At 65.5% G+C, this 12,935-nt stretch carries 11 protein-coding genes and 1 pseudogene; 6 read left to right on the top strand and 6 right to left on the bottom strand.

Features of this window, described 5'->3' with window-relative positions; genetic code table 11:
- Nucleotides 1-13 precede the first annotated feature (13 nt).
- The 5 genes from lpxD to lpxB are packed head-to-tail and all read left to right on the top strand — an operon-like array spanning nt 14 to nt 4,392.
- Complete coding sequence (gene lpxD / locus IGS74_RS13135) at nt 14-1,069, top strand: UDP-3-O-(3-hydroxymyristoyl)glucosamine N-acyltransferase (protein WP_192386694.1); 1,056 nt, start codon at nt 14-16, stop codon at nt 1,067-1,069.
- Nucleotides 1,066-1,530: a 3-hydroxyacyl-ACP dehydratase FabZ gene (gene fabZ / locus IGS74_RS13130; protein WP_039193698.1), complete on the top strand. Its 465-nt coding sequence runs from the start codon at nt 1,066-1,068 to the stop codon at nt 1,528-1,530. Before lpxD ends, fabZ begins: the two co-directional genes overlap by 4 nt.
- An 8-nt stretch (nt 1,531-1,538) precedes the next feature.
- Complete coding sequence (gene lpxA / locus IGS74_RS13125) at nt 1,539-2,351, top strand: acyl-ACP--UDP-N-acetylglucosamine O-acyltransferase (RefSeq protein ID WP_192386692.1); 813 nt, start codon at nt 1,539-1,541, stop codon at nt 2,349-2,351.
- Nucleotides 2,321-3,238, top strand: a complete 918-nt coding sequence (gene lpxI / locus IGS74_RS13120; protein ID WP_192386690.1) for a UDP-2,3-diacylglucosamine diphosphatase LpxI — start codon at nt 2,321-2,323, stop codon at nt 3,236-3,238. The genes lpxA and lpxI overlap by 31 nt, the downstream gene beginning before the upstream one ends.
- Nucleotides 3,235-4,392, top strand: coding sequence for a lipid-A-disaccharide synthase (gene lpxB, locus IGS74_RS13115; protein ID WP_192386688.1), 1,158 nt, complete (start codon nt 3,235-3,237; stop codon nt 4,390-4,392). Before lpxI ends, lpxB begins: the two co-directional genes overlap by 4 nt.
- A 5-nt stretch (nt 4,393-4,397) precedes the next feature.
- Here the strand turns inward: lpxB and IGS74_RS13110 are convergent.
- The 4 genes and pseudogenes from IGS74_RS13110 to gltX all read right to left on the bottom strand — a co-directional run.
- Nucleotides 4,398-5,312 (bottom strand): annotated as a pseudogene (locus tag IGS74_RS13110) (transposase); the annotation flags it as partial.
- Nucleotides 5,309-5,575, bottom strand: a complete 267-nt coding sequence (locus IGS74_RS13105) for a transposase (protein WP_192386686.1) — start codon at nt 5,573-5,575, stop codon at nt 5,309-5,311. The pseudogene IGS74_RS13110 and the gene IGS74_RS13105, both read right to left, overlap by 4 nt.
- 159 nt (nt 5,576-5,734) lie before the next feature.
- Nucleotides 5,735-7,024: a citrate synthase gene (gene gltA, locus IGS74_RS13100; RefSeq protein ID WP_039193712.1), complete on the bottom strand. Its 1,290-nt coding sequence runs from the start codon at nt 7,022-7,024 to the stop codon at nt 5,735-5,737.
- Nucleotides 7,025-7,202: 178 nt separating this feature from the next.
- Nucleotides 7,203-8,621 (bottom strand): glutamate--tRNA ligase, encoded by a 1,419-nt coding sequence (gene gltX / locus IGS74_RS13095; protein WP_192386684.1) that lies wholly within the window; start codon nt 8,619-8,621, stop codon nt 7,203-7,205.
- Between the two features lie 172 nt (nt 8,622-8,793).
- Here gltX and IGS74_RS13090 point away from each other — a divergent pair, with 172 nt between their 5' ends.
- Complete coding sequence (locus IGS74_RS13090; protein ID WP_192386682.1) at nt 8,794-10,983, top strand: ComEC/Rec2 family competence protein; 2,190 nt, start codon at nt 8,794-8,796, stop codon at nt 10,981-10,983.
- On the opposite strand, the gene lexA is transcribed toward IGS74_RS13090, so the two are convergent.
- Together lexA and glp are read right to left on the bottom strand one after the other, a co-directional pair.
- Entirely contained in the window at nt 10,925-11,653 is a 729-nt protein-coding gene (gene lexA, locus IGS74_RS13085) for a transcriptional repressor LexA (protein ID WP_192386680.1), read from the bottom strand. The genes IGS74_RS13090 and lexA overlap by 59 nt on opposite strands.
- An 82-nt stretch (nt 11,654-11,735) precedes the next feature.
- Nucleotides 11,736-12,935: a gephyrin-like molybdotransferase Glp gene (glp, locus tag IGS74_RS13080; RefSeq protein WP_192391790.1), complete on the bottom strand. Its 1,200-nt coding sequence runs from the start codon at nt 12,933-12,935 to the stop codon at nt 11,736-11,738.

Genomic DNA, 12,935 nt, shown 5'->3' with positions numbered 1-12,935 from the left:
CCGGAATGGAACGATGAACGAAACCTCGTTTTTCAGCCGCGGCGAGCCGAAGACACTCGGCTCGCTTGCGGCGCTTTGCAGTGGAGTGCTGGAGCAGGCGGAAGCAGGCGATTTGCCGATCGACGGCATCGCGACGCTCGAGCGGGCAGGCCCCACGGATATCAGCTTTTTCGACAATCCCAACTACGAGCATGAGCTGGCGGTTACGCGTGCCGGCGCCATCATCGTGGTCGAGCGCTATTCCAAACTTGTTCCGGCCGGTATCGCCCGGCTTGTCGTGGCGGATACGCAGGCGGCTTTCGCCAAGGTCGGCGCGGTACTGTTTCCGGCCGCGATGTTGCCTTCGGCCATTGGTGGCGGGGAGGGCATATCCCCGCAGGCCAGCATCCACGCCACGGCCCGGATAGAGGACGGCGCGACGATCGAGCCGTTCGCCGTGGTCGGCCCGGACGTCGAGATCGGATCCGGTACGGTTATCGGTGCCGGCGCCGCCATCGGTGGCGGATGCCGCATCGGCCGTGACTGCGCCATCGGCGCCGGCGTCAGCGTGCAACATGCACTGCTGGGAAACCGGGTGATCCTGCATCCGGGCGTTCGCGTCGGCCAGGACGGATTCGGCTACGCGATCGGCCGTGAAGGCATTCTGAAGCAGGTGCAGATCGGCCGCGTGATCGTTCAGGACAACGTCGAAATCGGCGCCAACTCGACGGTGGATCGCGGCGCCGTCCGCGATACCGTCATCGGTGAGAATACCAAGATCGATAATCAGGTGCAGATCGCCCACAATGTCCGTATCGGACGCAATTGCGTCATCGTGTCGCAAGTCGGCATAGCCGGAAGCGCGACAATCGGTGACAATGTCGCTATTGGGGGGCAATCCGGTGTCAACGGTCATGTGACCATCGGCGACGGCGCGCAGATCGCTGCCGTCAGCACGGTTGCGGGCGACGTGCCGCCCGGCGCACGGTGGGGAGGCACGCCAGCGCGTCCGGTACGCGACTGGCTGCGCGAGGTGACATGGCTCCGGGAGATGGCGCGCGCCAGGCGCACGACAGGAGGACAGGAATGAGCGAAGAGAAGCCGGTGCTGGAAAAAATGGACGTCATGGAGATCATGGCGCTGTTACCCCACCGCTACCCTTTTCTTCTGGTGGACCGGATCATCGAGATCGACGGGGACAGAAGCGCCATCGGCATCAAGAATGTCACGGCAAGCGAGCCTCAGTTCCAGGGGCATTTCCCTGGCAACCCGGTCATGCCGGGCGTCCTGATCATCGAGGGCATGGCGCAGACCGCCGGAGCCATCTGCACGCGCGGCCTCGGCGGCATGCCGGCGCTCGTCTACCTCATGACGGTGGACAATGCGAAGTTCCGCAAGCCCGTGGTGCCGGGCGACAGGCTTGAATATCATGTGTCGCAGGTCAAGAAGCGCGGCAACATCTGGCGCTTCGACTGCGTCGCCAAGGTCGATGGCGTAAAGGTTGCCGAGGCCACCGTCAGCGCCATGGTCGCGCAGGCGGAGGCCGCCTGAGCACGTCCATGTCATCGCACGATTACACCCTACATCCCACGGCAATCGTCGAAGACGGGGCTGTCATCGGAGCCGGTTGCGAGATCGGCCCGTTCTGCCATATCGGTCCGCGCGTGGTGCTGGGGGCCAACTCCAGGCTTCATTCGCATGTCGTTCTGGCGGGCAACACCCGCATCGGCCACAATGCGCAGATATTTCCCTTCGCGTCCCTGGGGCATGCGCCGCAGCACCTGAAATATCGGGGCGAAGATACGCGACTCGTGATCGGGTCCAACTGCCTGATCCGGGAAAGCGTCACCATGAACCCCGGCACGGTGCAGGGGCGCTCGGAAACGACCATCGGCGACAATTGCGCCTTCTTCACCGGGGCGCATGTGGCGCACGACTGCATCCTCGGCAACAACGTGACCATCATCAACAATGTGATGCTGGCCGGACATTGCACGATCGGGGATTATGCCACCTTCGCCGGCGGCTCTGCCATCCATCAGTTCACGCGGGTCGGTCATCACGCCTATATCGGCGGCCTCGCCGCCGTGGAAGGGGACGTCATTCCCTTCGGCATGGTCATCGGTAACCGCGCTTACCTTGCCGGTCTCAACGTGATCGGCATGAAGCGCGCCGGTTTCAACCGTGAGGCCATCCGCAATGTGCGCAAGGCCTACCGGATGCTGTTCTCCGACGATCTGACCTTCAAGGAAAACATGGAAGAGGTGGAGGCCGAGTATCCGGAGGACCCACTTGTCCAGGACCTGCTCGGCTTCATCAAGGCCGGCGGGGACAGGGCTTTATGCTTCCCCCGGTCGGTCCGACCGGCTTGAACGCCGGCTTGCCGGCGCCGGCGGGCCTGGTGCCCGCCACGCCCGGCGAGGCGTTCGGCATCGTTGCCGGGGGCGGCGTCCTGCCGAAGATGATCGCGGACACGTTGAAGGGCGCAGGCTTCACGCCGGTCGTCGTGCCGGTCGGCGATGGGTGGCTGGAAGACTGGTCGGGCTATCGCAATCGGCCGCTGAAATGGTCCCAGACGGGGGATATCTTCCCCTACCTGCGCAAGGTGGGTGCCCGGCACATCGTCTTCTGCGGCACGATCTCGATCCGGCCCGATTACCGCTCGATGATTCCTTCACTGCAGACCTTGCGGTTGCTTCCGGAAATATTCTCCATCATGCGCGGCGGCGACGATACGATGCTGCGTGCCGTATCCCGCGCCTTCGAGCGGCGCGGCTTCGAACTGCACGGGGTGCAGGAGGTCATTCCGGGTCTGCTCGCGCCCGAAGGGCTGCTTGCAGGCCGCGCGCCGGACCAGGCGGAGGCCAGGGCCATCGCGCGGGCCGCGGAAGCGGCGCGGGCGCTTGGCCATCTCGATATCGGGCAGGCGGCGGTTGCCTCGGCCGAGCGGGTCATCGCACTGGAAGGCATCGAGGGCACGCGCGACATGCTGAAGCGCGTTGCCGAACTGCGCCGCCAGGGCCGCATCGGGCGCTCCGAGCGAACGGTCCTGTTCAAGGCGGTCAAGCCGCAGCAGGATCGACGGCTGGACCTGCCCAGCATCGGCGCGGAGACGATCGAGCAGGCGGCGGAGGCCGGTCTTTGCGGGATCGGGGTTTCTTCGGGCGCTTCGCTCGTCATCGATATCGACGCACTTGCCGAGGCGGCGGCACGCCGCGGCCTGTTCGTCGTCGGCGTTGCCGAGGGGAGGCATCCATGAAGGTCGGTTTCGTGGTCGGCGAGCACTCCGCCGACAGGATCGGGGCGGAAATCATTCGGGGCTTACGCGGCCTCGGGGCAACCATCGAGCCTGTGGGACTCGGCGGACCGGCCATGCAGGCGGAAGGCCTGCGCAGTTTCTTCGACATCGAGGAACTGTCGATCATCGGCGTGGGTGCAATCGTGGCGCGGCTGCCTCAGCTCATGCGGCGGCTGTCTCAGACCGTCGACGGCCTGCTCGACGCGCGCCCGGACATCGTCGTCACCATCGACAGTTTCACCTTTACCAACCGCGTCGCTGCGCGGTTGCGGAAGGCGCGGCCCGACCTGAAAATCGTCAACGTCGTGCCGCCGGCAATCTGGGCGTACCGGCCCGAGCGGGCCAAGGCGCTGGCCGCCGCGGTGGACCGCACCGTGTGCCTGTTCCCTTTCGAGCCGGCCTATATCGCCGCAGCCGGAGGCCCGCCGGCCAGCTATGTCGGCCACCCCATCATGAGCGAGCCGCATCTGAACGCGATCTGGAAAGAGCACGGAGGCGTGGAAAAGCCGATCGGCGAACCGCCGACGCTTCTGATCCTCCCCGGATCCCGGCGCGGCGAGGTGAACCGCCTGATGGACGATTTCGGCGCGACCTTCACGGAACTGAAAACACGGATGCCTGACTTGCGCGGCGTATTGCCTGTCGTGCCGCGCGTGGCCTCCCTGATCCGGGACAAGCTGTCGGCATGGCCGGACAAGCCCGAAGTCGTGGAGGGGGAAGAGGCGAAGTGGCATGCATTCGCACAGGCCGATGCGGCGCTGGCTGCCTCGGGCACCGTCGCGCTTGAGCTGGCCCTTGCCGGGACGCCGATGGTCATCGCCTACCGGCTGGACCCGCTGTCCTACCAGTTGCGCCGTCTCATCACGGGTTGGACGGCGGTATTGCCCAACTATATCGTGGACCATCCGCTCGTGCCGGAGCATTTCCACGAGTTCGTGCGCCCGCAACTGTTGTCGCGCAGGCTGGAGCGCCTGCTGAAGGATACGGCCGAGCGACGCGCCCAGATGGAGGGCTTTGCCGAAATTCACCGTCTGATGACCGTGGACCGGAGCCCCGGCGAAGCCGCCGCCGCCATCATCCTGCAGCAGGCCGAACACCAGGTGATCGACTCATAACTCCGCAGCCAGATTCGTATTGAAGCGAGCTGGACGGAGGCGAGGAAGTTGTCGTCTCTCTTGTCGTAGCGGGTGGCGATGGCCCTGAAGTGCTTGAGTTTGCTGAAGAAGCGCTCGACCGCGCTGCGCTGGCGATAGACCCATGCGCTGAACGGGAAGGTTCTGGCGCGGTTGCGCAGGCGAAGCCCTCCGTCGAAAGCCGGGAGGGGTATTGATGGCGGACTGCCGCAGGAAACCATCCGCCGCGCGATGGTGGCGTGCTCGGTGCCGGCGACATCCGGGATTTCATCGCGGGTTTCGCCGATGAACGCGTTACCGAGGGGCAGGCCGCCGCATTCGCCATGGCGGTCTTTTTCAACGGCCTCGACCGCGACGAGACCGTGGCCTTGCGACCAGCATGCGCGATTCCGGTGACGTACTCGACTGGAGCGGCATCGACCGGCCCATCGTCGACAAGCATTCGACGGGCGGCGTCGGCGACAATGTTTCGCTGATGCTTGCGCCCATCGTCGCTGCCTGCGGGGCGGTGGTGCCGATGATCTCCGGGCGCGGGCTGGGGCATACCGGCGGCACGCTGGACAAGATGGAATCGATACCGGGCTACGATGTCGCGCCGGACTGATCTTGGCCCACGCGCCTCGCTCGGCCATCGCGGCACGCAGGGCGTCGCCGTCATAGGCGCGGCCGGCGAGCAGGATGTGCCCGGCCTCGACGGTGTCGAACATATCGGCGGCCGAGCGCACGTCGTGTGCCTGGCGCTCGGTCAGCTTGAGGTGGATCGGCCGGCACTCGGCAGCGACCAGCGCATGGATCTTGGTGGTCACGCCGCCGCGCGAGCGACCCATGCAACGGGATCGCTCGTCTTTTTTTGGGCCGTTGGCGGCGTGCTGATGCACGCGGATCGAGGAACTACTGATCATCTGCACGTCGCCATCGTAAGTAGCTGACACGGCTTGAAGAATGCGCGCTCAGTGGCCTGCTCTGCGCCACCGGTTGAAGCGGTTGACACAGGTTGTGTGCGGCCGTAGCGGGCGGGAATGTCGGCCCATGGCGCCCCGGTGCGCCGCCGGAAGATGCCGTTCAGAACCTTGCGGTCATCGGCGCGCGGCACCCCGCGAACCTTCGTCGGCAGCAGTGGCTCGATCGCAGACCACTCGAAATCCGTCAGATCGAAACGAGCCATCGCTAAACTCCGCAAAGGCGGTCAGTGAATCGGAACCCACCGCACAACGGACTTCCGTTTACGGGTATGTGACCTAGGCGGCGGCCTTCAGGCGTCCAAATGCAAAAGGCGCGCTCCGGGCCGGGAGCGCGCCTTTTTTGGTTCGGCTGCGAAAAAGTGTCAGCTGCGCTTGTCGAGCGCCAGATAGTCGCGCTGCGGCGAGCCCGTATAAAGCTGGCGCGGGCGTCCGATGCGCTGCTGCGGGTCTTCGATCATTTCCTTCCACTGGGCGATCCAGCCGACAGTCCGCGCGAGGGCGAACAGCACGGTGAACATCGTGGTCGGGAAGCCGAGGGCCTTGAGCGTGATACCCGAATAGAAATCGACGTTCGGGTAGAGCTTCTTCTCGATGAAATACTCGTCGTTCAGCGCGATGTGCTCCAGTTCCATCGCCACTTCGAGAAGCGGATCGTCCTTCAGGCCAAGCTCGTCCAGCACCTCATGGCAGGTTTTCTGCATGATCTTGGCGCGCGGATCGTAGTTCTTGTACACGCGGTGGCCGAAGCCCATCAGGCGGAACGGATCGTTCTTGTCCTTGGCGCGTGCAACGAATTCGGGGATACGATCCTTGCTACCGATCTCCGACAGCATGTTGAGCGCAGCCTCGTTGGCGCCGCCATGCGCCGGACCCCACAGGCATGCGACGCCGGCGGCAATGCAGGCGAAGGGATTTGCGCCGGACGAACCGGCCAGCCGCACCGTGGAGGTGGATGCATTCTGCTCGTGGTCGGCGTGGAGAATGAAGATGCGGTCCATCGCGCGGGCGAGAACCGGGTTGATCTTGTACGGCTCGCACGGGACGGCAAAGCACATGTGCAGGAAGTTTTCGGCGTAGGACAGGTCGTTGCGCGGATACACGAACGGCTGGCCGATATGGTACTTGTAGGCCATCGCCGCCAGGGTGGGGATCTTGGCGACCATGCGGATGGACGCCACCATGCGCTGATGCGGATCCGTTATGTCGGTCGAGTCGTGATAGAAGGCCGACAGCGCGCCTACCGAGCCGACCATCACGGCCATCGGGTGCGCGTCGCGCCGGAAGCCGGAAAAGAACTTCGTCATCTGCTCATGCACCATCGTGTGGCGCGTGACGCGATAGGTGAAGTCTTCCTTTTCCTGGGCGGTGGGCAATTCGCCGTAGAGAAGCAGGTAGCAGACTTCGAGGAAGTCGCCTTCCTCGGCCAGCTGCTCGATAGGGTAGCCCCGGTGCAGGAGGATGCCTTCATCGCCATCGATGAACGTGATCTTCGACTCGCAGGAGGCGGTGGAGGTAAAGCCCGGATCGTAGGTGAACGCGCCGGTTTCCTTGTAGAGAGAACCGATGTCCACGACATCGGGGCCGATGGTGCCGTGGCGGACGCCGAAATTGGCTTCCTTTCCGTCCAGCGAAAGCTTGGCGGCTTCACTCATGCGCGTTCCCTTCTTCGAAAGCCGCCGGATCGCTGATGCGGTGGCCGGCGGCGCATAGGTCGATTTCGGAGCTCATGCCTAACTTGTCCGCGTCCCGCGAACAAGTTTTCGGCACTTACTTTTTTCTGCAAAGCAGCGATTTATGCCGCACTGCCAATCAAAAGATGTACAGCCCCCTTCAAGACTGGTCTGCCAGGCGCGCGAGGGATTCCTCGCGGCCTAGAACTTCCAGAACGTCGAAGACGCCCGGAGATGTGGTGCGGCCCGTCAGCGCAGCGCGCAACGGCTGCGCAACCTTGCCGAGCTTCAGCCCTTCCTTCTCGGCATGTTCGCGCACGACAGCCTCCAGGTTGGGGACCGTCCATTCCGATACCGCGGAGAGGGCCGGCAGCAGGCCTGCGACGATCTCGCGCCCCCCATTGCCCAAGGTTTCGGCAGCCTTCTCCTCCAGCGGGAGAGGGCGGGTGGCGAACAGGTAGGCTGCGCTGTCCGCAAGTTCGACGAGCGTCTTGGCGCGCTCCTTCAGGCCGGGCATGGCGCGTGTGAGAAGATCGAGCGTCTCGACGTCGCCCTTCTGCCGGAGGATGGAGCCATTCGGTAGATAATCGCGCTCCCCCATGAGGGTGCGGGCCAGTTCCGCGTCGTCGCTGTGGCGCATCCAGTAGCCGTTGACGGCTTCGAGCTTGGCGAAATCGAAGCGCGCCGCGCCCTTGTTGACGTCTGCTATGTCGAACCAGCGGATCATGTCCTCGATCGACATGATCTCGTCGTCGCCGTGGCTCCAACCCAGTCGTACGAGATAGTTCTTCAAGCCGACGGGCAGATATCCCAGCGCGCGATAGGCCTCGACGCCCAACGCGCCGTGGCGCTTGGAAAGCTTGGCGCCATCCGCGCCGTGGATCAGCGGGATATGGGCCATGACCGGAACGTCCCAGTCCATGGCCTGGAAGATCAACGTCTGCCGTGCGGCGTTGGTGAGGTGGTCATCGCCCCGGATGATATGGGTTACGCCCATGTCATGGTCGTCCACCACCACGGCCAGCATATAGGTCGGCGTGCCGTCGGACCGCAGCAGCACGAGGTCGTCCAGATCCTTGTTGGGAAAGCGCACGTCGCCCTGCACCTGGTCGCGCACCAGGGTCTCGCCGTCCAGCGGGGCGCGCAGCCGGATAACGGGCTTCACATCGGCGGGCGCTTCGGACGGATCGCGGTCGCGCCAGCGGCCATCATAGCGCGGCGGCCGCTTTTCGGCGCGCGCCTTCTCCCGCATCTCTTCCAGCTCCTGGGGCGTGGCATAGCAGAAATAGGCGTTGCCGCGCCGGACCATCTCCTCGGCCACCTCGCGATGGCGCGCGACGCGCTCGAACTGCGAGATCGGCGGCTCATCGGCATCGAGACCGAGCCACGACAACCCGTCGATGATGGCCGTCACCGCCGCTTCGGTGGAGCGTTCGCGATCCGTATCCTCGATGCGCAGCAGCATCTTGCCGCCGTGATGGCGGGCATAAAGCCAGTTGAACAGCGCTGTCCGGGCTCCGCCGATATGAAGATATCCGGTGGGCGAGGGCGCGAAGCGGGTGACCACGGTCTTGGTCATGAAAACTCCAGTTGTCTTGGACGGCCGGTTTGCGCGCTCAAACGGCGCAAGCTTTGGATAACGCGAGGCTTGGCAGCCAATTCGGGTCGCGGCAATCCGTGCCGATCATGGCGCTGTGTATCATAGGAGAGGGGCCAGGCAAGCAGCCTGTTGCGGGGGGATGATACGGAGAATGAGTCGACTGCGTTCAGCACTCGAGCGCGAGGCATCGGCACGCACCTCGATCCACTTCGTTCCACCGGGTCTCATCGTCGCCATCGCGTTCTTCTATGCGGCCGACCTGCGGATTTCGCCGCCATACTGCCTGGGCATCTGCGTTGCCGCCCTGGCGGCACTGCATGTCGCGAACAGGGCTTCGCCGCTGACGCGCGGCGCCCTGAGGGCATTGCTGGCGCTGGTGTGCACATTTGCCTCCGGCCAGCTTCTCTGCCACTTGGAACTCGCCCGGACGCCGACCACGATCCTGTCGGGCAGCGCCACCGTCTACGTGACGGGGCGCGTTGCGATGCGTGAAGCCGATGAAAACGGGAAGATGCGCTACGTCGTGGTTTTGGCGGCAACGGAAAGGCCGGTGCTGTCGCGCCCGCCCCAACGCATACGCATCGCCGTCTCCAGCCGTCACGAGCCTATCCCCATTGGCGGCATTTATCGCGGCCTGGTGCGCCTGGGGCCGCCCAGCGGACCGGCCTTCCCGGATGGATACGATTTCGCCTTCGGCGCCTTCTTCGACGGCGTCGGAGCCTACGGCTTCTCGCTGGGCCCGCCGGACACGGTCCCTCGCGAAACGCCATCGTCGCTATCGGAGCGTTTCGCCGAATGGCTCGTCGGCCTTCGCGTCGACATGTCCCAAAGAATCAGGGCGGTCCTGCCGGGCGCGGAGGGGGCGGTCGCCGCCGCGCTGATATCGGGCGAGCGCACTGGCATACCCGACGACATCGACGCCATCTTCCGCATCACCGGCCTGTCGCATGTCCTGTCCATTTCGGGCTTTCACATGGTGCTCGTGGCCGGGTTCGTGATGGCGGCCGTGCGCAGCCTGCTCGTTCTCGTGCCACCGAACCTCCTGCTGGTCCCGCCGCGCAAGGCGGGTGCCGTCGCGGCGCTGATGGCAACGACGAGCTACATGGCGATCGCCGGACCGAATGTCGCGACGGAGCGCTCCTACATCATGATCGCGATCATGCTGGCTGCCGTCCTTGCAGAGAAGCCGGCGCTGACGCTGCGCAATGTCACGCTTGCGGCCATCGCCGTCCTGGCGATCGCGCCCCATGCGGCCCTGACGGCCAGTTTTCAGATGTCCTTTGCCGCAACCGCCGCACTGGTTGGCTTGGCCGCTGTGCTGACGCGGCGGTGGCAGACGCCACACGGCGAAGAGAGGCGCCTGCGCCCCTTTGCGTGGCTTGCCGTCGCCTGCATCGCATCGGCGGTGGCCGGGGCCGCGACCGCCCCTTACGGCCTGTATCATTTTCAAAGGCTGGCGCCGTACGGCATCCTCGCCAATGTGGCGACCATGCCCCTGTTCAGCTTCTGGGTCATGCCGGCGGCCCTTGCCTCGGCGCTCACAATGCCGTTCGGCCTCGACGCGCTATTCCTCCATGTCATGGGATGGGGGCTGTCCATGGTCTTCGTCGTCACGCGCTTTCTGGCCGAGACCTTCCCCGACCAGGGCGGCATGGCCTTGCCCGCAGCGTCACTGATAGCCCTCTCGCTTGCGTTGTTTCTTGCGTGCTTCATGGCCAGCGCGCTGCGTTGGCTGGCGTTGCCGGCGGCTATCGTGGGCGGCTACCTTGCCGTGGGTGGGCAAGCCCCGCCGGATATCCTGATCTTCGAGGATGGCATGAAGGTCGCGCTGGTTGCGCCCGGGGGGCTTGCCCATCTAGGCAAGCGTCCAGGCCGGTTCATCGCCGACCAGTGGGAACGCCGCTACGGTCCGCCCGACGCGGATGGGCCGATACCATGCGAACCGCCTGCCTGCCAGCTTGCCACCGCATCCGGCATCCGGCTGGCGTGGACCGACTCCATAGAGGAGACGGACAGGCTCTGCGCGCAGGCAGACCTTGTGATTGTGGCGCGGGCGCTTCGCCGTGGACGGTGTCCGAACGGCGGCGCAACGCTGGTCACCTTGCGCAGCCTGCGCCGGACCGGCTCCCTTGCAATATCCCGCGGTGATGGGGGCAAGCTCGTGCTGACGCCGTCCATCCCGGCCGATCCGCAGGAATGGAACGTGCACAGACTGGCGGCATGGCCGGAATACTGGAAGAAGGGTGGCGAAGCGCAAACCGACGGGACGGCGGAAAATACTGTCAGTAACGCCGTATCAGACCCACCAGCCGCCCCTGCACCTGCACACGGTCCGAACTGAATATCCGGGTTTCGTATGCGGGGTTGGCTGCTTCCAGGGCGATGGCGGTTCCCTTGCGGCGGAACCGCTTGAGGGTTGCCTCCTCGTCATCCACCAGCGCGACCACGATATCGCCCGGCGTTGCCGTATCCACCCGGCGGATCACGACCGTATCCCCATCCAGAATCCCGGCTTCCACCATCGAATCGCCGGAAACCTCCAGCGCATAATGTTCGCCGGGGCCGATCATGTCCGGTGGCAGTGTCAGGCTATGGGTGTTGTTCTGGATTGCGGATATAGGTACGCCGGCCGCGATCCGGCCCATGACGGGGACGCTGATGCCGGCATCGGCATCGTTTGCGGCGGGGGCAACCCGGCGGCGCGCGGCGAGACCCGATGCAGCAGACTGCTCGGCAAGCGAAACGACGTTGGAAGGGGCCGGGGCAGACGCGGCGGCCCGGCCGCCGCGTGCCATCGACTCGGGTAGCCTGACGACTTCCAGCGCCCGCGCCCGATTGGGCAGGCGGCGGATGAAACCACGCTCCTCGAGGGCCGTGATCAGGCGGTGGATGCCGGATTTCGACCGAAGGTCGAGCGCGTCCTTCATCTCGTCGAAGGAAGGCGGGACGCCGGCGGATTGCAGCCTCTCGTGAATGAACATCAAGAGATCATGCTGTTTGCGCGTTAGCACGTGCCGCCCCCGGAATCGATCAAAAACAAAACCAGAACAAACCTAGCTGTTCCAGTTGTGTTCTGCAAGCTTTCATGGCGCCTCAATCGAGGGGAATGAACAGGCATTCCTGGCCGGCCTGCGCGGCGGGGGCGGCGAGCGGGCGGTACAGCAGCGCATCCGCAAGGGCGTAGATGGAAAGAAGGGAGGAGTCCTGCCGTGGCAAGGCTTCTACCTGCGGCAGGCCCTCTGCCGTGTGGTGCAGCCGGGCGCGGACGAAGTCGGCACGCTCGCCGCCCTGCGGCATGGCCGCCGACAGGACGCCGTGCTGGAAACCCGGATCGGCGCCGAGCCCCGCGAGACAGCGGACGAGGGGCCGCAGGAACAGGGTTGCGGCCACCATCGTGGATGCCGGGTTGCCCGGCAGCCCGATAACCCGCAGCGCGCCCTTGCGCCCGGCCATGACCGGCTTTCCCGGGCGCATGGCGACTTTCCAGAAATCCAGATCCACGCCGCGCGCCCGAAGGGCAGGAGCGACGAGGTCCCGGTCGCCGACGGAGGCGCCGCCGATGGTCACGACGACATCCGCGCGGCCATCCTCTGCTTCCGCAAGCCGGGCCTCCAGCACGGCCTGGTCGTCCGGGGCAATGCCGAGGTCCAGCACCTCGCCTCCATGGGCCTCCACCATCGCGGCAAGGCCGAACCCGTTGGAGGCCACGATCTGGTCGGGGCCGGTGCTTTCGCCCGGCATCACCAGTTCGTCGCCGGTGGCCAGGATCGCAACGCGCGGCCGACGCCGGACGGGAAGTTGCGGGTGGCCGGCGCTGGCGGCAAGCGCGACGTGGCCTGCACGCAGATGCAGGCCCGCCCGCAGCAGCACGGCCCCTTGCGCGAAGTCGAGCCCGGCTTTTCTGATATGACGGGCCGGTTCCGCCGCGACATCGACACGCAACGCGTCCGGCGCTTCGAGCGTCGCGTTTTCCTGGATCAGCACCGTGTCCGCGCCCGCCGGCAGGGGCGCACCGGTGAAGATGCGCACGGCGGCTCCGGGCTCGACGGTGCCGGCAAATGCCGCGCCTGCGGCCGAAATGCCGATAACCCGAAGGACCGCGCCCTTGAAGGCATCGGCGGCCCGCACGGCGTAGCCGTCCATTGCGGAAGCGTCGAATGGCGGCTGCGTCCGCAGGGCGGTAATATCGTCGGCAAGGACGCGCCCCGCGGCGGCGCGCAGCGCGACGGTTTCCGTTTCCGGAATGGGGTCCACCCCGCGCAGAAGCCGGGAGAGGGCTTCCTCCACCGGCAT

This window comes from Aureimonas sp. OT7 (assembly GCF_014844055.1).
GTDB lineage: Bacteria > Pseudomonadota > Alphaproteobacteria > Rhizobiales > Rhizobiaceae > Aureimonas > Aureimonas altamirensis_A.
The sequence above is the reverse complement of the archived record's forward strand: the minus strand, read 5'-3'. Positions and strand labels throughout refer to the sequence as shown.

Excerpts from the sequence above, each read along its gene's own strand:
- lpxD (WP_192386694.1), top strand. The coding sequence starts at position 14 with ATGAACGAAACCTCGTTTTTCAGCCGCGGCGAGCCGAAGACACTCGGC.
- fabZ (WP_039193698.1), top strand. The coding sequence starts at position 1,066 with ATGAGCGAAGAGAAGCCGGTGCTGGAAAAAATGGACGTCATGGAGATC.
- lpxA (WP_192386692.1), top strand. The coding sequence starts at position 1,539 with ATGTCATCGCACGATTACACCCTACATCCCACGGCAATCGTCGAAGAC.
- lpxI (WP_192386690.1), top strand. The coding sequence starts at position 2,321 with ATGCTTCCCCCGGTCGGTCCGACCGGCTTGAACGCCGGCTTGCCGGCG.
- lpxB (WP_192386688.1), top strand. The coding sequence starts at position 3,235 with ATGAAGGTCGGTTTCGTGGTCGGCGAGCACTCCGCCGACAGGATCGGG.
- IGS74_RS13105 (WP_192386686.1), bottom strand. The coding sequence starts at position 5,575 with ATGGCTCGTTTCGATCTGACGGATTTCGAGTGGTCTGCGATCGAGCCA.
- gltA (WP_039193712.1), bottom strand. The coding sequence starts at position 7,024 with ATGAGTGAAGCCGCCAAGCTTTCGCTGGACGGAAAGGAAGCCAATTTC.
- gltX (WP_192386684.1), bottom strand. The coding sequence starts at position 8,621 with ATGACCAAGACCGTGGTCACCCGCTTCGCGCCCTCGCCCACCGGATAT.
- IGS74_RS13090 (WP_192386682.1), top strand. The coding sequence starts at position 8,794 with ATGAGTCGACTGCGTTCAGCACTCGAGCGCGAGGCATCGGCACGCACC.
- glp (WP_192391790.1), bottom strand. The coding sequence starts at position 12,935 with ATGCCGGTGGAGGAAGCCCTCTCCCGGCTTCTGCGCGGGGTGGACCCC.